This window comes from Prevotella sp. P3-92 (genome assembly GCF_002251205.1).
GTDB lineage: Bacteria > Bacteroidota > Bacteroidia > Bacteroidales > Bacteroidaceae > Prevotella.
On sequence record NZ_NPJE01000047.1, the window covers coordinates 44678 to 67185 of the forward strand.

The 22508-nt window shown below is 47.8% G+C and carries 13 protein-coding genes; 7 read left to right on the top strand and 6 right to left on the bottom strand.

Annotation, left to right across the window (positions count from 1 at the left end; translation table 11 throughout):
• Nucleotides 1-141: 141 nt before the first annotated feature.
• Genes CIK93_RS13770 through CIK93_RS07140 form a run of 7 tightly spaced genes read left to right on the top strand, consistent with a single transcriptional unit; the run spans nt 142 to nt 13751 of the window.
• The gene (locus CIK93_RS13770) at nt 142-2670 is read left to right on the top strand and encodes a glycosyl hydrolase family 8 (protein WP_173815128.1); all 2529 of its coding nucleotides are present in this window, start codon (nt 142-144) and stop codon (nt 2668-2670) included.
• Between the two features lie 18 nt (nt 2671-2688).
• Complete coding sequence (gene xyl3A, locus CIK93_RS07115; protein ID WP_094446995.1) at nt 2689-5289, top strand: xylan 1,4-beta-xylosidase; 2601 nt, start codon at nt 2689-2691, stop codon at nt 5287-5289.
• Between the two features lie 13 nt (nt 5290-5302).
• Nucleotides 5303-5518, top strand: a complete 216-nt coding sequence (locus tag CIK93_RS07120) for a hypothetical protein (protein WP_094449283.1) — start codon at nt 5303-5305, stop codon at nt 5516-5518.
• A complete protein-coding gene (locus tag CIK93_RS07125; RefSeq protein WP_254046757.1) occupies nt 5497-7974 on the top strand; it encodes a TIM-barrel domain-containing protein in 2478 nt (825 codons plus the stop codon). The genes CIK93_RS07120 and CIK93_RS07125 overlap by 22 nt, the downstream gene beginning before the upstream one ends.
• Nucleotides 7975-7997: 23 nt before the next feature.
• On the top strand, nt 7998-10382 hold the full coding sequence (locus CIK93_RS07130; RefSeq protein ID WP_094447015.1) for a beta-L-arabinofuranosidase domain-containing protein: 2385 nt from the start codon (nt 7998-8000) through the stop codon (nt 10380-10382).
• Between the two features lie 32 nt (nt 10383-10414).
• A complete protein-coding gene (locus CIK93_RS07135; RefSeq protein ID WP_094447016.1) occupies nt 10415-11776 on the top strand; it encodes a glycoside hydrolase family 43 protein in 1362 nt (453 codons plus the stop codon).
• Nucleotides 11777-11807: 31 nt separating this feature from the next.
• A complete protein-coding gene (locus CIK93_RS07140; RefSeq protein WP_094446997.1) occupies nt 11808-13751 on the top strand; it encodes a glycoside hydrolase family 97 protein in 1944 nt (647 codons plus the stop codon).
• Nucleotides 13752-13881: 130 nt separating this feature from the next.
• Here the strand turns inward: CIK93_RS07140 and CIK93_RS07145 are convergent, their stop codons facing one another.
• The 6 genes from CIK93_RS07145 to CIK93_RS07170 all read right to left on the bottom strand — a co-directional run bounded on the left by CIK93_RS07145 (nt 13882) and on the right by CIK93_RS07170 (nt 22326).
• Nucleotides 13882-14982, bottom strand: a complete 1101-nt coding sequence (locus CIK93_RS07145) for a YeiH family protein (protein ID WP_094446998.1) — start codon at nt 14980-14982, stop codon at nt 13882-13884.
• A gap of 46 nt (nt 14983-15028) precedes the next feature.
• Nucleotides 15029-16168: a S9 family peptidase gene (locus CIK93_RS07150; protein WP_094447017.1), complete on the bottom strand. Its 1140-nt coding sequence runs from the start codon at nt 16166-16168 to the stop codon at nt 15029-15031.
• Nucleotides 16169-16311: 143 nt separating this feature from the next.
• The gene (locus CIK93_RS07155) at nt 16312-17862 is read right to left on the bottom strand and encodes a hypothetical protein (protein WP_144007607.1); all 1551 of its coding nucleotides are present in this window, start codon (nt 17860-17862) and stop codon (nt 16312-16314) included.
• Nucleotides 17863-17865: 3 nt separating this feature from the next.
• Entirely contained in the window at nt 17866-19044 is a 1179-nt protein-coding gene (locus tag CIK93_RS07160; protein WP_094447000.1) for a DUF4249 family protein, read from the bottom strand.
• Nucleotides 19045-19046: 2 nt separating this feature from the next.
• A complete protein-coding gene (locus CIK93_RS07165; protein WP_094447001.1) occupies nt 19047-21923 on the bottom strand; it encodes a TonB-dependent siderophore receptor in 2877 nt (958 codons plus the stop codon).
• 22 nt (nt 21924-21945) lie between these two features.
• Nucleotides 21946-22326 carry a DUF4377 domain-containing protein gene (locus CIK93_RS07170; protein WP_094447002.1) on the bottom strand — a complete coding sequence of 127 codons (381 nt, stop codon included), beginning with the start codon at nt 22324-22326 and terminating at the stop codon, nt 21946-21948.
• Nucleotides 22327-22508: the final 182 nt, after the last annotated feature.

The window sequence follows — 22508 nt, forward strand, 5'->3', positions numbered from 1 at the left end:
CCGATAAGGATGAAAAACTCGCGAAGCCGCAATATCGCATGAATCTGATACTATTTGAAAACAATATGAAACACGAGAATACATATAATGTCCGATGAAATGCCTAATTTTGCAACAGCAATAACTAAACAATTATTCTGTATGAACTGTAGAAAACTACTGCTTGGTATGGCTGTTGCAACCGCTTCCGTGGTATGTGCACAAAATCCCGTTATCAAAGGACAATTCACAGCAGACCCCACAGCCAGGGTCTTCAATGGTAGAGTGTATCTCTACCCCTCGCACGACATTCCCAGTCCAATAGAAAAACTGAAGGATTGGTTCTGTATGGCAGACTATCACGTATTCTCATCCTCCAATCTCACCGACTGGGAAGACCATGGCGTGATCGTGTCGCAAGATAAAGTGCCCTGGGTGCAGGATGGCTCTTATACCATGTGGGCGCCCGACTGTGTAGAGAAAAACGGTCGCTACTACTTCTATTTTCCCGCAGCACCCAAAGGAGAAGAACGTGGTTTCGGTATCGGTGTGGCTGTGGCAGACCATCCCGCAGGTCCTTTCATGCCGATGTGGAAACCTATCAAGGGTGTGCATGGCATAGACCCCTGTGTGCTGATTGACCACGACGGACAGGCTTACATCTATTATGCAGGTGGTGCTCTGTGGATGGCACGACTCAAAGACAATATGACCGAACTGGCTTCTGACCCTGTTCGGATAGATGGACTGCCTGAAGGATTCAAGGAAGGACCCTTTGCCTTTGAACGCAATGGCAAATATTACCTCACCTTCCCTTGGGTGAGAAAGAAAAACGGCACAGAGACTTTAGCCTATGCCATGGCTGATCATCCCATGGGACCATTTACATTTAAGGGCATTATCATGGATGAATCGCCCACGGGATGCTGGACCAACCACCATTCTATCGTACAATATCAGAACCAATGGTATCTGTTCTATCACCATAACGACTATTCTCCACGCTTTGATAAAAACCGCTCGGTGCGTATCGATTCGCTCTGTTTCAATGCCGATGGTACTATCCAAAAGGTTGTTCCCACACTCCGTGGTGTAGGAATCGCCAATGCCCGCAATCGAATAGACATAGACCGCTACTCGTCTGTCAGCAGTAAAGGGGTTTCCATCGACTATCTTGACACCACAGACTGCTTCAAAGGATGGAAGACACTCTTCTCTGGAAAGCAGAATGCCCTTATATATAATAAGGTGGATTTTGCTCAAGAGAAGGTAGAACGCTTTACCGTCCGTGTGCGTTCACCTAAAGGTGGCACCATGACCGTTAGGGCTGATGGTGCCAAAGGCACTGTCATTGCCAAGATGAAACTGCCCAAGAGCAATCAATGGACACAAGCCTCTACCCCAGTAGTGACACCTCCGTTGGGCATCCACGACTTGCACTTCACCGTGCAGACCGCAGGAACAGTAGAAGTTGACTGGGTAGGATTCGACGCACTGCCGTGGACCCAAGGCGCATTCGACACCCACCAGTATCGTAACCTCTTTGCTGAACTTGGTTATCCGCAGAGCGAGATAGACCGCAAACTCAAAAGAATCTTCCATGATGTGTTTGAAGGTCCCGATAAAGTATATTTTGAAGTAGGCGACTCGATGGCATATATCAGCGATATCAAAAATCATGATGTGCGTACCGAAGGCATGTCGTATGGCTTGATGATTGCCGTGCAGTTTGATAGAAAAGACATCTTCGACCGCCTTTGGCGTTGGGGAAAGACATATATGCAACATCAGCATGGCCCGTTGGAGGGATATTTTGCATGGAGCTGTAAAACCGATGGTACGCGCAATGCCCAAGGTCCTGCTTCCGATGGCGAACTCTATTATGTCACTGCACTGATCTTTGCCTCTAACAGATGGGGCAATGATACAGGCATCAACTATCTGAAGGAGGCTCAGTACATCCTCAACTGTTCGATGCAAAAGGCTGGTATGGATCAGAGTGCACCGCTCATCAACCTCGAACACCAACTCATCACATTCACACCCGATAAGTTTGGCGGACGCTTCACTGACCCATCCTATCATCTGCCAGCATTCTATGAGGTATGGGCTAAGTGGGCTAACGATGGTCGTTCGCAGTTCTGGAACGAATGTGCACAGAAGAGTCGCGAGTTTCTCCATAAAGCCATCCATCCAGTGACCGGACTGAATCCCGACTATTGTAACTACGATGGAACACTGATGGGCGGTCGTGGCATTATCGGCGATGCTTTCCGTTTCGACTCATGGCGTGTGCCGATGAATATAGCCTTGGATTATAGTTGGGCATGCAAGGATCGCCAGTGGCAACAGCAATATGGCAATCGTATCCAAAACTTCCTCTATTCGCAAGGCATAGACCATTATGTCGATCAGTACAACATCGATGGTACTGCGGTGAAAGACACCCTTCAGGCAGGCACCGAGTATAAGGCACTACGCCATTCCACAGGATTGGTGGCAACTGCAGCAGCAGTGTCGCTGGTATGTACCCATAATAAAAGCCGTGAATTTGTAGAACGGCTGTGGAATCTGGAAAACAAACCATATTCCGATGGATTCTTCGATGCCTACTATGATGGCTTGCTCCGCCTCTTCGCCTTTATGCATCTGAGCGGAAACTACAGAATTATAGAACCCCAAAATAGATAACAACTAATAAATGACATTATGACCCACAGAACATTACTCCTAAGCCTTGCAATACTGAGTATGCCGGTAGCATTGCAGGCACAGCAATTGCCTTATCAGAATCCGTCACTCTCTGCCCATGAGCGTGCAGTGGATTTGTGTAGTCGCCTTACTTTGGAAGAGAAAGCCCAACTGATGCTGGACGATTCTCCCGCCATACCCCGTTTGGGCATCAAGCGCTTCCAGTGGTGGAGTGAAGCCCTCCACGGCGTTGCCAATATGGGCGATGTCACCGTATTCCCAGAACCTATTGGTATGGCAGCTTCGTTCAACGATGGTTTGGTATATAAGGTGTTTGATGCCACCTCTACCGAGATGCGTGCCAAATGGAATCAACTCCAGCAACAGGGAGGCGAGGTCACGCGCTTTCACGCCCTGTCGGTATGGACTCCCAATGTTAATATCTTCCGTGATCCACGTTGGGGGCGCGGTCAGGAGACCTATGGTGAAGATCCCTATCTGACCAGTATGATGGGGTGCGCCGTGGTGCGTGGCTTGCAAGGTCCTGAAGATACTAAATACCGAAAGTTATGGGCTTGTGCCAAGCACTATGCCATCCATAGCGGTCCAGAGTGGTCTCGCCACACCGATAATATCACCGATGTGACACCGCGCGACCTATGGGAAACATATATGCCTGCCTTTAAGTCGCTCGTGCAGGATGCTAAGGTGCGCGAGGTGATGTGCGCTTATCAGCGTTGGGACGACGAACCCTGTTGTGGGAGCACTCGTTTGCTTCAAACCATTCTGCGCGATGAGTGGGGATTCAAATACCTCGTTGTGTCCGACTGTGGTGCCGTGACTGACTTCTGGAATAACCATAAGGTATCGAGCAGTCCAAAGAATGCTGCCGCTAAGGGAGTATTGGCAGGTACCGATGTAGAGTGTGGCTTCCAGTATATGTACAAGTCAGTGCCAGAAGCAGTGAAATATGGCGCACTGACCGTAGCAGAAGTTGATAAACACGTTGTGCGCCTGTTGGAAGGTCGCTTCGACCTGGGTGAGATGGACGACAACAGCATCGTGTCGTGGTCAAATATTCCTGCTTCAGTATTGTGTAGCAAGGAACATCGCAACCTCTCCCTCCAAATGTCGCTCCAGACCATGACCTTGTTGCAAAACAACAACAATGTGCTCCCTCTCAGCAGACACGAGAAGAAGATAGCCGTCATCGGTCCTAATGCCAACAACGAACCCATGATGTGGGGCAACTACAATGGCACACCCCGACAGACCATAACCATCCTCGACGGTATCAAGAGCCGATTAAAGAAAAGCCAAATCATAACATTCAAGGGCTGCGACTTGGTCAACGACCAGACGCTTGAATCCTATTACAATCAGTGTAGTATGGATGGCAAAACAGGTTTCAAGGCTACCTTCTGGAACAATCGTGAGCGTGAGGGCAAACCCGTTACTGTCACCTACGAGAAGAATCCCATACAGGTCACCACCCACGGCCAGCATACCTTTGCTCCCAATGTCAGTCTGACCGGTTTTTCTGCAGTCTATGAAACCGTATTCCGCCCGCAACAGCACGCCAAGGTATTGCTCGATGTGGATGGTTGCGGACACTATGAGGTATATCTCGACGGAGAGCTCAAAGCCCAACAATCTACATGGCGCACCACCGAGTCGCGCATTGAATTTGACGGAGAGAAAGGCAAATCTTACAAGATAGAAATCCGTTATCATGAGATGCCAACATATAATGCCGACCTCAAAATCAATATCGGCCATGAGACACCTATCGACTATCAAGACGCCATCAATCAGTTGAACGACTGCCAGACGGTAGTCTTTGTAGGAGGTATCTCTTCACAACTTGAAGGCGAGGAAATGCCCATCCATGTACCAGGATTCAAGGGCGGTGACCGTACCGATATCGAACTGCCTGCCGTACAACGCAATTTTCTGAAAGCATTGAAGGCAGCTGGAAAGAAAGTGGTATTTGTAAACTGCTCAGGTTCGGCTATTGCACTCACTCCAGAGTCACAGAGTTGTGATGCTATCCTACAGGCATGGTATCCGGGACAAGAAGGTGGTGAAGCTGTTGCACGCGTACTTTTCGGTGAATACAACCCCGGTGGCAAACTCCCCGTCACCTTCTATCGCGACACCAAGCAGTTGCCCGACTTCAAAGACTATTCTATGAAGGGTCGCACCTATCGTTATATGAACGACGCCCTCTTCCCTTTCGGCTACGGACTGAGCTATACCACCTTTTCTATAGGTGATGCACAACTTTCTGCTACCTCATTCGGAAAAGACGGAAAAGTCACGCTGACTATTCCTGTGAACAATGTGGGTAAGAAAGACGGCACCGAGACCATTCAGGTCTATATCAAGGATCCAACAGATGCAGATGGTCCGTTGAAGTCGCTCAAAGCCTATCAGCGTGTGACAGTGAAGGCTGGCCAAACCACCAATGCTGTAATCACACTTGACAGCAAGAGCTTCGAACTTTTTGATGCAGCCACCAATACCGTTCGGACTAAGGGTGGCAAGTATGAAGTATATTATGGTAATAGCTCTGCAGATAAAGACTTGAAGAAAGTCAATGTAACTGTTAATATCTAAAAAACGGATTTGTATGAAGAAAAGCTATATGCGTAGGTGGGCGATTTGCATTTGCGCTTTCGTGCTCGCCGTAAGTACTGTAACGGCACAGAAAAAGAAAGTCTTGCCGAAAGCAGTACCGGGCACTTCCGAGCCCCTTGCCCTCGTCTCGCTTGGCGATTGCACACCAGGTTTGGCACCATTTAATTTCAATAGCGATAATTCTAAATGGAATTTCAGAAAACAATAACCATGTTGCTGGTGGGACTTGCTGTCCCACTGGCAATAGCTGCTAATAGGGAAATAAAGGCAGTAAAGTCTACGGCTGTCAGCAACGGATTGGAAGTGGTTGACGGGTTGTCACGACTGCGTGTAGAGTTTGTGCGTGCAGATATTGTTCGTGTGCAGTATCAGCCCGATGGACAGTTGACAGACAATGGTACTGACGTCTGTGTGGCGCATCGGAAACGGACGTTGCCTTTGACCTATAGCGATGACCTGTGGTCGGTCTCTTCCGATAGTATGACGGTCTGTATTGATGCTGCAACAGGCGCTGTCAGCTATTACGACCTGCACCATCGACTGTTGCTACGTGAGCATCCTCGCTGTCCGCGAAGTGCGGAGAAGGTCTGGCAAGAGAAAATTACCTATGATGAAACAAGCCGACGTACTGCGCATACCGCCAATGGCGATGTGGCGGTGATGGACGTGTTGCGTCGCGATACTATCGGCAGCACCTTCCGCTATCGCACGTATTTCGACTGGACTGCCACCGAAGCCCTCTATGGACTTGGTTCCCACATGGAGAATTATATGAATCTGCGTGGCAAGAAAATGTATCTCTGCCAACACAATCTTAAGGCAATGGTACCTGTGCTCAACTCTACTGCAGGCTATGGATTGCTCTTTGATGCTGGTTGTGCCATGGTTTATAACGATGTGGCAGACAGTAGTTATGTAGAGATGGAAGCGGCAAGGCAGATAGATTATTATTTCATCAAGGGGAGAAATATGGATCAGGTAGTGGAGGGGTATAGGTGGTTGACAGGTCAGAGTCCTATGATGCCACGTTATCTCTTTGGTTATACTCAATCGAAAGAACGCTATTGCAGTTCCCAAGAACTTCTTGACATAGTTGGTGAGTATCGTAAGCGCCAGATACCTCTTGATATGATAGTGCAAGATTGGAACTATTGGCCAGCAGGTCAGTGGGGACGGATGATGATGGATCCGAAGTATTATCCCAATAAACGTATGTTGGCTGATAGTCTGCATGCAATGAATTGTAGGTTGATGGTTTCTATTTGGCCCAATGCGCAGCACTGTCCGCAATATGATGATTTCAATAGCCGTGGATGGATTTTGCCAGGCAGTTCTGTTTATGATGCCTATCGTGCCGATGCTCGTTCGCTCTATTGGGACTATGCCAATCGGGAGTTCTTTAGTAATGGTTTTGATGCTTGGTGGTGCGATTCTTCGGAACCCATCGATGGTGATTGGAACAATCCAGTGCATCCTGATTATGGTTATGACAATCATTTTGAACGTTGGCAGATTAATACCAAGGTATTGAGTGACGTGTTGGGTGCGGAACGTAGCCAATCCTATTCTCTTTATCATGCAATGGGAATCTATAAACATCAGCGTCAGACCACTGATAGTAAACGAGTGGTCAACCTAACACGAAGTTCCTATGCTGGACAACAGCGTTATGCCACTATCACATGGAATGGTGATACCTACGCTTCATGGAAGACCTTTGCACAGATGATACCTGCAGGACTCAACTTTATGGCTACAGGATGTCCCTACTGGACTGTTGATGTGGGTGCATTCTTTGTAGGTCCTGATCGTTGGAATCGTTGGTTTTATAAAGGAGAGTATCCCGATGGATGTAATGATCCCGCTTATCGTGAACTCTATACCCGAATGTTCCAATATGCCACTTTCTTGCCAATGCTCCGCAGTCACGGTACTGATACCCCACGTGAAGTATGGCGTTTCGGTAACCCCGGTGAACCATTCTACGAAAGTATCGTCAACCATATCCGACTGCGTTATTCACTTTTGCCCTATATATATTCAATGGCAGCAAAGGTTAGCAATGAGAGTTATACGATGACCCGCGCTTTGGCATTTGATTTTGTTGGCGATAGTGCAGTATATGATCTTAAAGACGAATTTATGTTCGGTCCTGCCTTTCTGGTGGCGCCTATGACACGTCCCTTGATGGCTTATGGTAAAGCTTCCAGGCAGGTTTATCTGCCTCAAACAAAAGGAGGATGGTATGACTATTGGACTGGTATTAGGATAGAAGGTGGTCAAACAATCGATGCCCCAGCGCCTATTGACCATTCACCACTGTATGTGCGTGGCGGTTCTATAGTGCCCATGACCGCTCCACAGCAATATGCCGATGAACACCCCGATGCTCCTTATATAATAAAGGTGTATCCTGGTGCGGATGCTACATTTACCATCTATGAAGATGCTGGTGACGGTTATGACTGTGAGCGCAAAGGCTATGTCACCTATACATTACATTGGGACGACAGCCATCGCCAACTATCAATATCTGCACGGAAAGGTAGTTACAAGAAAATGGTAAAGCGTCGTCAGCTGACTTTTGTAATGCCTGATGGCTATCAGCAAACGGTGGTTTATGATGGAAAGAAAGCGATAGTAACACTAACGGCAAACAATTGATAACACAACTTGAAAAGAAAGATATGAAAAAACTAACTTCTTTTATTACTTTGGTAGGTTTAGCCATGTCTCTTGAAACTATGGCGCAAGAGAAACTCTACCAAGATGAATTTCCATTAGGCGATATTGTCTTGCTTGATGGACCGCTGAAACATGCACGTGATTTGAATATTGCGAATCTGCTGAAATACGACTGTGACAGAATGCTTGCTCCCTATCGTAAAGAAGCAGGACTGGCACCTCGTAAACCAACCTATCCTAACTGGGATGGTCTTGATGGACATGTGGGAGGACATTATCTCTCTGCTCTTGCTATCAATGCCGCTACAGGTAGTGAGGAATGTAAGAAACGTATGGAGTATATGATTGGCGAGTTACAGTTGTGTTTAGATGCCAACAATCGTCGCGGTGAGGATTGGAGTCGTAACTATGTGGGTGGATTTCCCAATAGTGCGAAACTATGGTCCACTTTTCGCAAGGGTGACTTCAGTGTGTATTTCGGTTCGTGGGCACCTTTCTATAATCTTCATAAGATGTTTGCCGGACTCCGCGATGCCTGGCTTTATTGTGGAAACGAACAGGCCAAGACTCTATTCTTGAAGTTTTGTGACTGGGCTGTTGATATCACGTCAGGTTTAAGTGATGAACAGATGGAGCGTATGTTGGGCAATGAGCATGGAGGAATGGATGAGGTGCTGGCTGATGCTTTTGCAATAACCCATCAACAGAAGTATTTGAACTGTGCTCGTCGTTTCGCCCATAAACAGTTGTTGACACCTATGGCGCAACATCACGACTGTCTCGATAATCTGCATGCCAATACTCAGATACCAAAGGTTGTAGGTTTTCAGCGTATTGCCGAACTGGATGGCAATTTGTCTTATCATGATGCCAGCCAGTATTTTTGGGATATTGTTACCAAGCAGCGCTCGTTAGCATTGGGTGGTAATAGCCGTCGTGAACATTTTCCCACCAAAGAAACTTGCATCGATTATGTCAACGATATTGATGGTCCTGAGTCGTGCAATACATATAATATGTTGAAGTTGACCGAGTTCTTGAACCGCGCTAACCCCAATGCTGCCTATGGTGACTTCTATGAATTGGCCATGTACAATCATATTCTTTCCACCCAGCATCCTGAGCATGGAGGTTATGTATATTTTACATCGGCTCGTCCTCGTCATTATCGTAACTATTCTGTTGCTAATATGGCCATGTGGTGTTGTGTGGGAACAGGTATGGAGAATCATGGTAAGTATGGACAATTTGCATGGACTCATACCAAAGGAGCCAAGCCTGCCGACGATGCCCTTTATGTCAATCTTTTCCTTCATTCGCGGTTGAACTGGCGTGAGCGTAGTTTCGTTATCCGACAGGAAACCGCTTTCCCTTATAGTGAAACGTCGCAAATTGTAGTAGAGAAAGGCAAAGGTGTATTCACTATGAAGATTCGCAAACCTGAATGGTGCGACCGTTTTGAGGTGAGAGGAGTAGGATTTACTCTTAATAGTAAGGAGGAAAATGGTTTTGTATGTATCCAACGCAAGTGGAAAAAAGGTGACCGTATTGAGATATCCATGCCCATGCATGCTAGTATCAAGGCCATGCCAAATGTGCCACAGTATGTGGCAATCATGTATGGTCCTATTCTATTAGGAATGAAGACTGGCACAGAAGATCTTGCTTCACTACTTGCCGACGATAGCCGTTTCGGTCAGTATGCTGGTGGACGTAAGCTTCCGCTTGACAAAGCACCTATCCTTTTGCCTAAAAAAGTGGAGGATATGGTTGCTGATTTGCGTCCGGTAGCAGGCAAACCCCTACATTTCAAATTGGCCACCCGTATGGAGAATGCCATTGATGGCGAATTACAACCATTCTTTGAAATTCACGATTCACGCTATATGATGTATTGGTTGGCGCTTGGAGAACACGAATATAAGGCTTATATGCAAGATCTTGCCGATAAGGAACAAGCCCGTCAGGCGCTTGAGACACGCACTGTTGACAAGGTGAGTCCTGGAGAACAGCAACCAGAAACTGATCATCGCATGGAAACTGATGGCAGTGAACGTGGCAATACCGAAGGAGTGTTCTTCCGTGATGCTCGTAACGGACACTCATTCAGTTATCTGATGCAGACTGGCGGTGAGTCGTCTCTGAGTTTGCAACTCACCTTCTGGGGACAGGATGAATGGCGTACCAGCGAGTTTGATATCTATGTTGATGACCAACTTCTCTGTAGTGTAAACAACAGCCATCGTTGGCGTACTAGCCAGTTTAAGACGGTTGACTATGCCATCCCCTCTGCTATGTTGCAAGGAAAGAATGAGATTCGTATTCGCTTTGTGGCGCATAAAGACCGTCAGATAGGACAGATTTATGGTGTCCGACTGTTAAAATAATACGAGACAATAACTATAAATTGAAGAACATGATGAAACATCTTTTGTTGACAGCCTTACTGTCTGGTATGTCTGGAGTGTCTTTGTGGGCACAATCCATCAATATGCCAATCATCCAGACCAAATATACGGCAGACCCTGCACCGTATGTTCATGGTGATACCGTTTATCTATACACCACCCACGATGAAGATTATTCAGAGGGATTTATGATGAAAGACTGGTTGCTCTATACCTCTACAGATATGGTTAATTGGCAAGATCATGGTGTTGTAGCATCGTTGAAAGATTTTCCTTGGTATAAGGGGGACAATGGTGCATGGGCCGAATGTGTGGTAGAACGCAATGGCAAGTGGTATATGTACTGTCCCATTCATGGACATGGTATCGGTGTACTTGTGTCCGATTCACCCTATGGACCATTTAAAGATCCATTGGGTCATCCTCTGGTTTGGCGTCAGGAACATTGGTACGACATTGATCCGTCGGTTTATATCGACGATGACGGACAGGCTTATATGTATTGGGGCAATCCCTATACCTATTGTGTGAAACTCAAAGAGGACATGATTTCCATCGATGGTGATATTATGACTATGGATCGTATTGATGATTACCAGGAAGGACCGTGGTTTTGGGCAAGAAAGAATGATAAGGGAGAGAAGTGGTATTATCTCGCTTTTGCATCTACCTGTTGCCCTGAAGGTATCGGCTATGCCATGAGTAAATCGCCCACTGGACCTTGGAAACATATGGGACATATTATGGATCATACTCCACGTACACGTGGCAATCATCCAGGTATTATCGACTATAAAGGCAAGTCGTATTGTTTTGGTCTGACGTATGACCTATTCCGCCTTGAGAGTTCTCGACATGCTGAGCGCCGTTCTGTATCGGCAGCCGAGATGACCTATAATGCCGACGGTACTATCAAGGAACTGCCTTATTTCCAAGATTGTAAGTTGAAACAGATAGGCACCTTTAATCCTTATTGTCGTGTTGAGGCTGAAACCATGGCGTGGGGCTATGGATTGAAAACTACACGTGAGAATCCTTCAGGACCATGGAATGAGACGCTTTTCGTTACCGATATCGATGATGGCGAGTATATCCTCGTGCGCGGTATTGATTTCGGCAAGAAGGGTGCCCTCAAGTTTCATGCTTCTTGCTCGTCGCAGTTGTATGGTGGCAGAATGGAAATTCGTCTCGATGCAGTAGATGGTTCATTGGCAGGAGCCATAGATATTCCCAATACCAAGTTTAAGTATCGGGAGTTTATCACTGATGTGACTCAGTGTAATGGTGTACGCGATGTCTATTTCGTATTTAAGAGCACATCCATTCAGAAGAAAAATCTCTTTAACTTTGACTGGTGGAAGTTCGATAAATAACAATTCATATCATTAAAACTAATTAACAACAATGAAACAGTATATTTTGGGCATGATGGCATTTTCGCTCATTGCCCTTTCAGCACAAGCAGAAGAAAAGCAGTTGACCAGTCCTGATGGACGTTTGGTTGTTACCGTATCCGATAATCAAGGCTGTCCCAGTTATCAAATTAACTATGATGGCAAGGCGTTTTTACAACCATCGGCACTTGGTCTCAATACCAATGTTGGTGATTATACTCATGGTCTGACTATGACTAATGCTTCTGATGTGACAACCATCAAGGAGAGTTATTCGCTGTCTCGCATCAAAAAAAGCAAAGTCGATGTTGATGCTCATCGCCAGGTTTTTACCTTCTCAAAAAACGAAAAGGCCGTATTTGATGTAGAGTTCCATGTGGGAAACAACGATGTAGCTTTTCGCTACTTGTTGCAAAGCCATGGCGACACTCGTTGCTGTGTGATTAAACAAGAAGCTACTTCGTTTGCTATGCCACAAGGAGCTACATCGTTTCTCTGTCCGCAGATGGCTCCAATGACAGGTTTTGCGCGTACTGCTCCCAGCTATGAAACCAACTATGATCTTGATGTTCCTGTAGGCACTCGACTGAGCAAAACGGGATATACCTTTCCTTGTCTGTTTCGCAATGGCAATGACGGATGGTTGCTTATCTCAGAGACTGGCACCGATGGCGACTATTGTGCTTGTCGCTTGATGGGGCATGACGATGGCTCCTATCAGATAGGATTTCCACAGGAGGGCGAGATGAACGGTCTCGGCTCTACCTTTGCTGGTATCACCTTGCCGGGCAAAACACCTTGGCGCACCATCACTTTGGGTAGCACACTGGCTCCCATTGTCGAGACAACTATCCCCTTCGATGTTGTTGAAGAGAAATATCCCGCATCAAAAACCTATGAAGGCAGCAAGGGATCATGGTCATGGATTATCCGTATGGACAATTCTTGCAACTACGATGAGCAGAAAGAATATATCGATTTCTCTGCTGCTATGGGATGGCAGACGGTATTGGTAGATGCCCATTGGGACAGCCAGATCGGTTATGAGAAGATTGTAGATCTGGCGCGCTACGGCAAAACAAAGGGTGTTGACCTCTTCTTGTGGTACAACTCTAATGGTTATTGGAACGATGCACCACAAGGGCCTCATGGAAAAATGGCTAAATCAGGCATTCGTCGCAAGGAGATGGCATGGATGCAGAAGATTGGCATTCGTGGAATCAAAGTCGATTTCTTCGGTGGCGATAAGCAGGAGATGATGCAACTCTATGAAGATATCTTGACCGATGCCAACGATTTCGGCATTGAGTGTATCTTCCACGGCTGCACCTTGCCCCGTGGTTGGGAACGCATGTATCCTAACTTTGTGGCTGCTGAAGCGGTGTTGGCAAGTGAGAATCTCCACTTCTCGCAGTATATGTGTGACAATGAGGCTCGCAATGCGACCCTCCATCCCTTCCTCCGCAACGCGGTAGGTTCTATGGATTTTGGTGGCAGCGCCCTCAATAAGTTCTATGGCGCCGACAACAAACATGGTACGAAACGCCGTACATCTGATGTGTTTGCCCTTGCTACAGCGGTGCTCTTTCAGAGTGCGGTGCAACATTTTGCCCTTGCTCCCAACAATATGACCGATGCTCCAGCATGGGCGGTGGAGTTTATGAAGAATGTGCCTACCACATGGGACGATGTGAAATTCATAGCGGGCTACCCTGGAAAATATATCGTCGTGGCTCGGCGCTGTGGAGACAGATGGATGGTGGCTGGCATCAATGCGCAACGTGAACCGCTGAAACTCAAACTTGCCGTGCCGATGTTTGCCGCAGGATCAGCGCTTAATGTCTATGCCGACAATGCAGCTCTTGAAGGCGCGGTGAAGACGGTGAAGCTGTCGAAGAAGCAACTGCTTGATGTTACCATTCCGTGTAATGGTGGACTGGTGGTGTGCGAATAATCATTCTACTGTAGCAAATATCCCCAACGGGATGGGCGATGACACGATGTAAGTCGCCTTTTCCCTTTGGGGATATTTTTGTTGTATAAGTATTGAACTGTGTGGCAAAGCGAGTGCTCTGACACCGATTTTATACTGTGCAGATATACGCCAGACTGATGAGGCTGATACTCACCCATAGCAGTACACCCTGCAGAAGTGGACGTAGGCCGACAGCACGGAGTGTGTCTCTGGTGAGCGAGGCACCGATGAAGAAGAGCGACAGCGTAATCGCATGTTTGGCAAGCAGGTTGATGGTGGTGCCTATACGACTGCCGACGGTCGAGGCAGCATCGCCCAGGAGCGACGGGTTGGCGAGCACGTAGGTATTGAGCACAATGGCTACGATGAACCAGATGATGAAGGTGGGAATGTTGCGATACCAGGGTTTGCTGGCGGTTACCGATGCCATGGTGGAGCGGAAGAAGAAGGGGGTGACCAGCGTCAGTATGACGATCCACAGGGCGCGGGTCAGCTTTACGGTAGTTGCCACTTCGAGGGCGCTGACGCCCTGTGATGCCAGCCAGTCGGGGTGCATCTGGTCGTAGGCAGCACCTGCACCTACCACAGACGATGTGTCGTGGATGGCAATAGCTGCCCACATGCCAAACTGCTTCATCGTCATGCCCAAGGCATCGCCGAAGTAGGGGAAGATGAAGAGGGCTATGCCGTTGAGTACGAATACTACGCCGAGCGCCACCGACATGCTCTCGGCTTTGGCTTTCAGCACTGATCCTACTGCTGCGATGGCTGAACCGCCACAAATGGCTGTGCCCGAACTGATCAGATAACTTGTCTGTGCATCCACTTTCAGCAGGTGTCTGCCAAAGAGCCAACCCAATGCCAGGGTGCCGAAGACGCTGACGATGGTGAATGCCATGCCTTCTGCTCCTGAGGCTAAGGCTTGGTTGACGTTCATGCCGAAACCTAATCCTATGACGGAATACTGCAGAAGCTTCTTCGACATGGTTTTGTTGAATTCGGGGAATGCCTTGCCAAACAGCAGGGCAAAGGCGATGCCGAGTGCCAAGGCTACTGGTGACGATACCCATCGGGTGATCCATTGCATCGATGCCAACGACCATCCTGTTGCTTCGCAGATGAAGCCTATTAGCAGTGATGCGGCTATGCTGCCTACTATTAGGATGTAGCAGATCTCGCTGCTATTCCATTGTGGTGTGTTATGTTTCATAATCGTGATATGTGTGGTATATTGATTGGGTTATCCTGTTACGGGGCTATTTCTTGAGGGTGGTGTCGAAAAATGTCAAGGTGCGCTCTTGCACCGGTATGCCGCAGGAGTGGGGTATGTCCCATAGCTCGGTGACGAGATTGCTGTCAGCATGTTGGCTTTTCCAAACGCGGTGCATCTCGTCGAATGCCTGCTCTACACCCGGTAGGGGAAAGAGATGATCCTTTCTGCCGTTGATGAACAGCATGGCTTTGGGACATGCCAACGATGCGATATGCGGATAGTCGAGATATTGGCGCAGGGCGGGGATGCAGTTGGCAAAGCCGCCATATTCGCGGCGGCCGTAGCGCTTGGTGAGTTGGGCATCGGTATTGATCATCCAACAGATGGAGGCGCCCGCTTTGATATGGTCGTTCAGGGCAGAGAGCATCCAGGCACGGTAGCCACCCATGGAGCATCCGACACAGCCTATGCGTTCGGCATCGACACAGGGCAGTTGCGCCAGGAAGTCTGTGGCTGCCAAATCGTCGTAGGTCATAAAGGCTGACAGGTCGCGTCCGAGAATCATCATATTGCCGGCAATGATGTCGTAGCGGTTGCGATCCACACCTTCTCGTCTGCCGCGCTCGCCCCACATCGGTGCATCCATGGAGAATACCACATAGCCGTGGCGAGCGAGATAGTCGCCCATGTATTGACCATCGTAGAGCTGTTTTGCCCAGGTATCGGCATCGTCGGTAACCTCTCGTGTGACCATGAAGGGACGTATCATCTTCTCCTTGCCGATAAAGAGGTGGCCGCCATGGTCGTGTAGTGCATTGATGGCAGGAAACGGACCTTTGCCATTTGGGATAAGCAGATAGGCGGTGATGCGTGAATAGGCGTTGATATTGAAAGCAATCTTCTGTGCACGATAGCCATCGCGCTGCTCTTCACCCAATACCTCCATGTTCCATGCCGTTGCCCTGCGCGGTGGAGTCATCATGCACTGGAAAACAGTTTGTCGGGCTGCCTTCTTCCACTTTTTGAAATTGCGTATGGGACTGTTGCCCCATGCCATGGGGTAGGTAAGTTCTTGTTTCAGTTGTTCTACATAGCGTGGTATGTCGTTATCGAACTCATAGTTTTCGCGCTGTTGGATGTGGGCTTGCTGTTTTGACTGCTGAGCTGCGGCAGTCTGCCACATGGTGTTGAGTGCAGGAAACATCAGCATGATGATGCATCCGATGATTTGTTTTGTCTTGTATGTCATAGTAGTGAAGTGTGGGGCAAAGGTACTTTATTTCTGCCACACTACCAAACATTTTCTGCCAAAACCGTCGGTCGAAGCTATTTCACCACCTTGATAGCATACGCTGTGCGAAGGATATGGCCTGTTGGGTCTTTCCCCTGAACGGTCATCTGGTATAGACCTTCTGCAGATGGCATGGTAATTGTCAGGGTTTTCGCTTTGACCATAGGATACCACGTCGTCGTATGGTATTTTGATGCTAATCCGTTCGCAGGGGTTGGATGGTCTTGAGGGAAGGCGTAAGACATGAGTTGTTCGCCATCTTTCAACTTATAATTAGCCAATCGCCCCTTGCGGGTGATAAACGAGATGACACCGCAACAGCTGCTGCTGCCGAAATGGAATGTTCCGGAGTAAATCTGAACATACTTGATGAGGTGTGCGTCGTAGTTTAACAGGTCGTCTGCATCGTAGATAGGCATTCCGTCGAGTAAGATCAATGCCGGCATCTTGGCATAGCTTCTCGTTTCTGGATTGTACGTATATAGGAGACTGACACCATGCTGTTTCTCCTTTCTTATTCCTTTTATAAATTCAAGGAGCATTTCTCGCACATCTTTCATCTGGGTGTATTCGTCCAGATCATAGAAATAGTCGGGTGTGGCAGACATCAACTTGACGGAGTGAACCAACGAGGTGGCAGGGGCGTTCGCATCGCTTGATGCTTGTTGACGGGCGATAGCGGCACGCTCTCGCAATGCTTTCTCCTGACAATAGACCGTGAGTTTCGGCAGACGCTTGGGTAGCATCGATTGATAGGGAGATACCAATTCCATCGGGATGGATCGGCCTAAGCTGTCGTAGGCAGTGACCAATACGGGTTGGTTGCCACTGATACCCGATGTAAAGTAGAGGTAAGAACCGTCTGGCTGACGCTTGCCGTCATATAGCAGGGCGGTCTTGCCTATCAGCGACAGACGGGTTGTCATGACCTTGGCAGAAGTGCCCGATGCCACTCTGGCTCTGACAATATGTCCCTCTATTTCCGGACAATACGCTGTCATGCCTCCTTCGGTCGTAGGTTGGACCGATGGCTTGCAGACAGAGAGGTTGGCAGATATTCCTCCTTTCGTGATAGATACGCAGCAACCCGATGCATCGGTTTCCGGCAAGGGAATACTTACCGTATCGCCTGCTTTGTATTGGAACAGTGCATGGGGAGTCTGGCAACTGTCTGTTGGGATGATGGTGATGTCGTCCAGCCGTGAGAGTTTATCTGCATTGATTACACCGATGATGGAACGGTGGATGGCATCTGAGCCGAGTAGTTGCGAGACGCGTGTGTAGGCTGACAGTTGGTAGCAACCGCTGTGCATAGTGGTGGGTAGGGGAATCTCTGCCCAACCATGTCCATCTCTTAAGGCAACCATACATTGAGCATACATGCTGAGTGTATCGGAAATCTCTACGTAAGCCACACGACTGGCAGAGGGTTTGCCGTCAATGCTGGCATCAACACGCACGCAAAGCCGTTCTCCGACCAGATAACAGTCTTTGTCGGTATAGGCAGATACTACTTCCACCTTTGACTGAGCGAAAGCAGAACATCCTATCAGTAAGGATAGTATAAGAGCGAAATGTCTAATCATAAACTATTGTTTGTTTTGCCAGAAATCGGGGCGGTCTATGGCGTCTCCACCCCAATACTTATCACGATAATCTACACACCAGGTAAAGGTCCACATGGTGTCGCCGGTATCGGGAGTGTGGGTATAGACACTACACCCGTGGTACACCAATGCAGAGGGCGATACCCCATCCTGTGGAAATGTCTGAGGATTGTCTTGGCTCTTATAGCCGACATCCGAACCGTTGATATACATCTCCTTCATACTCGTGCGGCCTCTTACTCCGATATATCCGATGGCTTTCCGCTCACCGACAGACTTGATGTTGGTGGGGAGTTCGGAGGGCATGGGAGTGAACAAGCCTCCCATATTGTCTGTTTGATTGAGCATCAACCGGCGGTATTCATATTCCTGACGGGTGATAGCCATCTGTTTGATGCGTGTGCAACAGCGTGTTTGCAACCGATGGTCACTAATAGTGCGTGTGTAGATACTGCGCTTGGTGATGGCTCCACAGCCATAATCCTCATTGGTGGCGAAATTGGCAAGTGCTATGGCGTGACGCCAACCGTGGTTGGTATATGCTTCGGGAGAAATCTTCTCAAATGTGCCGTTTTGACCATCCGAGTCGCCTTCGTTCTGTCCCATACAATATTTCCATTGTGTGGTAAGCGGTGTGTAAATCTCATAATAGTCATCTACCTGCCATAAGAGATAGACAAGGGAGTGGGGATCAGCGGTTGTGACCATTACATTGATCGACTTATTGACCTCAGACTGTTCGTAACAGATATCGGTGAGCTCAGGAGCGTCAAGCGGTTGCATGGGTTCGCTGGCGAAATTTCCGTATGGGGTTGATACCTCAACGTAATACTTCTGGTCTGACGACAGCTTACCGACATTTACGATGAAGCGTCCAGTGAAATTGCCGACTCCGTGTCCTTCAAAGACCTGTCCGTCTGTGCCTTTTACAACAACTGTTGCATCGTCTATATTGGAATAAATCTCCAGATTGCCATTAGGTCTTGCTGTGCTATGCAGTGAGAACACACACTCGCTCTCGCTCACAATCTGCCCAAAGATGACGACCATGGGTTCTGTCTCGGAGTCGGGTATCTCGTAGTCGTAGGTGCATGCCACGGTTGTCAGCAGTGTCATGCAAAAGATGAAGGCGCGTTTTATGTGATGGATATCATGTAGCATGGTTAGAATTTGATGTTGTAGTTAATATATGGAATAGGTGCACCGAATACGGACAACTTGTAACCTCGAACATTATTCCTGTCACTCTCAAAGTAGATGGAGTAGGCATTACTACGTCCAAGCAGGTTGTAAACACCAATGGTAAACCAACTGTGTGTGGATGCGGTCAGGTGATGGCTTGGCTCGATATTGAAAGACCAGTCAAGTCGGAAATAGTCTGGCATGCGCAGCTTGTTACGGTCGGAATAGACAGGCACCGAGTAATCGCCCGTTGTCTCCGAGGGCATGATGCCGATGGGAGCTGTATAGGGTCTGCCGGTGCTGTATTCTGCATTGAGCGATGTGCTATATCTGCGTGTGAATTTATAGTTGCAGACCAACTTCAGATTATGGGGACTGTCATAGTCTGCCGCAAACCATCGGCCTTGGTTGATCGGCGTTTGCCCCATAGCGTTCTTTTGCTTCAGTTCAGTGCGTGAATAGGTATAGTTCAACCATCCGTTCAGCTTGCCATAGAACTTGCGAATCTGTAGTTCGATGCCGTAGGCACGTCCGCTTGTTCCCACCACATCTTCGTATAGATGATCATTCATGACGAGGATGGCAGCATTGCGGTAGGTCAGATAGTCTTTCATCCCTTTGTAGTAGGCTTCTGCCGAAAATTCATAGCAGCCTTTGCCAAACTGCAGGTAGTAGCCGGTTGTTGCTTGCCAGCCCGACTGTGGCTTTACCTTATCGTTGCTGAGCATCCAGATGTCTGTTGGCGACATGATGACGGTATTGGAAACCTTATGGATAAACTGGTGCAGGGTGTTGAATCCTGCTTTGACAGATGCGTTGTCGTTGAGTTTATAGTTGGCAGAAAGGCGGATGTCGGGACGCAGATAGAAGGTCTCTAATCCTTCTTTGAAAGATTTGAACAGGTTCAGCCGGACGCCTCCAACGATATTCAGCGCTGGCGACAAAGTCCAGGTGTCTTCCATCCACAAGGCGCTCTCTACGGCATGGTCGGTATTGAGTTTCCGTCCCACAATGTACGAGTTCTCTCCCCAAGGCTGATAACTGCCGGGCATAATCCGATAGTACTGTCCCTGTATGCCCATATTCAACAGGTGGTCTTTATGGAGTGCATAGTTGGCGTTGCCCTTTACAAAATAGTTGTTCAGGTTGAACGAGAGCGTTGCGGCAGATGTGGGATATTCGGAGTCTCTGTTGGCATAGTCATAATGGTCATAACCTGCGATGAGTGTCGTAGAGAGTCGGTCGCCATAGCGACTGCGCAGCTCTGCCGATAGGTTCGTGTTGCTATAGTTATATTTCTTCTCTTTGGTGAGCGAGAAGCGATCGTGGCTGTAATAACCATTGATGAGCAGCGTATGGTTGTGCGACAAGAGGGTGTTCAGTGTGCCACCCACATCCCAATAACCGGCTTTACCATCGCGGTATTCGTAGGTGTTGCCTCCTTCGTTCCACGAATCTGAATCGTGGTCCTTCTTGTTGATCAGTTTGAGCATCCAGTCAGAATAGGTGGCACGACCGCCTAACAGTAGCGACATGCGGTCTTTCACGATAGGTATTTCAACTGCTGCTCTTGATGTCACAAGACCGATACTGGCTGATCCATGGAAGCTGTTGCGATCGGGAGTCTTCCCTTTTATATTCATGACCGACGACAGACGACCGCCATACTGACTGGGGATGCCTCCCTTGTACAGATCGGTCTCACCCACCAAATCGGGATCTATGACCGAGAAGAGTCCGAACATGTGCATCGGGTTGAATATGGTGTTGCCGTTGTAGAGTATCTGGGTGTGCTCCGTAGCACCGCCGCGCACATTGATTCCGCTGCCAGCCTCGCCTGTTGAGGCAACTCCCGGCAACTTCAATGCGAGTTTCAAGACGTCAGTTTCTCCCATGACTAATGGGACATTGCGAAGTAGTGAGGGGTGGAACGACTCTACACCGCTATACTGTTGCGACTGCTTCTTGCGCATGCCTAACACCTCTACCTCTTTGAGCATTTCGTATTCTCGCTGGGTATTAAGAGGTGTGATGCCTGCGGTTCCCGGCTTTATCTGTTTCTCATCGCTGTAATTCAAACGGTGGGTGCTGCCCGAAGCGTATGCCTGAAAGACTGGCACCGCTGCTGCATCAGCCATGCTGATGGACATGCTGTCCCATGGCGCTGTAGGATTTACCGAGACGGTATAGGTCGTATCTTCGGGGTGCGCCTTGGGTTCACGGCTTGCCATCAGACCATCCAAAAACTCCGTGCAGCTCTTCAGACTTTCCAGTCTGACGCTCTGCCAGAATCCTATATTGTGTTTGCGCTTATACTGTCGCAACTCATTGCGGTATGCCGGTACTGCCCGGCGCAGCGATTTATACCCTTTTACCTCGTGTAAGGATCCGTCTGCCAACCGCAGGTAATATCTGTCAATGGTCTTTATCTGATGATAGGAACGCCGATCGATTTCTACATCACCATAGTTTTGCTTGGTTTTGTTGAGCAATAGCGAAGCATGACTGCCCTGATACACAACCTGCATGAACCATTCATGCTCTCTTTCAAAGCGGTTGCCATCAAGTTCAAACCATTTGATTTTGTCTTGATTAGGAACTATAGAGAGTTTGCTGTCGGGCGCAACAACAGCAAGTTGGTTGTCCATGATATTGTAGCGCATAGGTACAAAGGTATAGACATTACCATCGTAGCAGATATTTCCTTGTTGAAATGAGTCACTATTCCAATAAGGATGGGTAGTCCAGGTCGCATGTGAAATCGAAGTTTCAACCTGCCCCTGATAGAGAGCCGCGCAATCGCCAGCGGCTCCCATATAGGCAGAAATGATAAAGGTTGCCAGTGTATCACAGACCATGGTGCAGTTCTTTTATGAGTGACTATTTGTTTCTTATCGATTCCGATGGTTTCTTTTCGAGTATCTTTTGCAGCTGATAGCTGATTGGAGATCCACCATCTTGGCCTTCCAGTCTATGGTCAAACTTCTTGATTATTTGTAATTTAGTGTAATAACCTTCCTCAAACGAAAAACCTTTAATACGATATTGAGACCACTTCTCCCAATTCTTTTTGCCTTCCTCTCTTACCCACATGCCAGGTTTCAATGAACCTGTAAGATCGTAAAAAAGGTTAGATTCAGAGTCTATTTCTACTATCATTGTACTGGTCTCCACATCGTCATCATCGCTGCACGAAGATATGGCAAAGGTGAAGAGGGCAAGCAGAATACTTGTGATAAAATATAAATGAGTTTTTTTCATAATTGTAATGTGTTAGTGAGTTATATGTTTTTGGTTATTGTATTTGTGTTTATTTTGTGGCTACAAATTTAAGATAATTATTGATAGGTTTGTCAAATAGACTGGAAAACTTTTGCTTTTTTTTACACTATTTATACTAACACTGCGATATATGGCTTAATATTATACTATTTTAACGGTTT

Coding starts and splice junctions, on each gene's coding strand:
- CIK93_RS13770 (WP_173815128.1), top strand. CDS start 142: ATGAACTGTAGAAAACTACTGCTTGGTATGGCTGTTGCAACCGCTTCC.
- xyl3A (WP_094446995.1), top strand. CDS start 2,689: ATGACCCACAGAACATTACTCCTAAGCCTTGCAATACTGAGTATGCCG.
- CIK93_RS07120 (WP_094449283.1), top strand. CDS start 5,303: ATGAAGAAAAGCTATATGCGTAGGTGGGCGATTTGCATTTGCGCTTTC.
- CIK93_RS07125 (WP_254046757.1), top strand. CDS start 5,497: ATGGAATTTCAGAAAACAATAACCATGTTGCTGGTGGGACTTGCTGTC.
- CIK93_RS07130 (WP_094447015.1), top strand. CDS start 7,998: ATGAAAAAACTAACTTCTTTTATTACTTTGGTAGGTTTAGCCATGTCT.
- CIK93_RS07135 (WP_094447016.1), top strand. CDS start 10,415: ATGAAACATCTTTTGTTGACAGCCTTACTGTCTGGTATGTCTGGAGTG.
- CIK93_RS07140 (WP_094446997.1), top strand. CDS start 11,808: ATGAAACAGTATATTTTGGGCATGATGGCATTTTCGCTCATTGCCCTT.
- CIK93_RS07145 (WP_094446998.1), bottom strand. CDS start 14,982: ATGAAACATAACACACCACAATGGAATAGCAGCGAGATCTGCTACATC.
- CIK93_RS07150 (WP_094447017.1), bottom strand. CDS start 16,168: ATGTGGCAGACTGCCGCAGCTCAGCAGTCAAAACAGCAAGCCCACATC.
- CIK93_RS07155 (WP_144007607.1), bottom strand. CDS start 17,862: ATGATTAGACATTTCGCTCTTATACTATCCTTACTGATAGGATGTTCT.
- CIK93_RS07160 (WP_094447000.1), bottom strand. CDS start 19,044: ATGCTACATGATATCCATCACATAAAACGCGCCTTCATCTTTTGCATG.
- CIK93_RS07165 (WP_094447001.1), bottom strand. CDS start 21,923: ATGGTCTGTGATACACTGGCAACCTTTATCATTTCTGCCTATATGGGA.
- CIK93_RS07170 (WP_094447002.1), bottom strand. CDS start 22,326: ATGAAAAAAACTCATTTATATTTTATCACAAGTATTCTGCTTGCCCTC.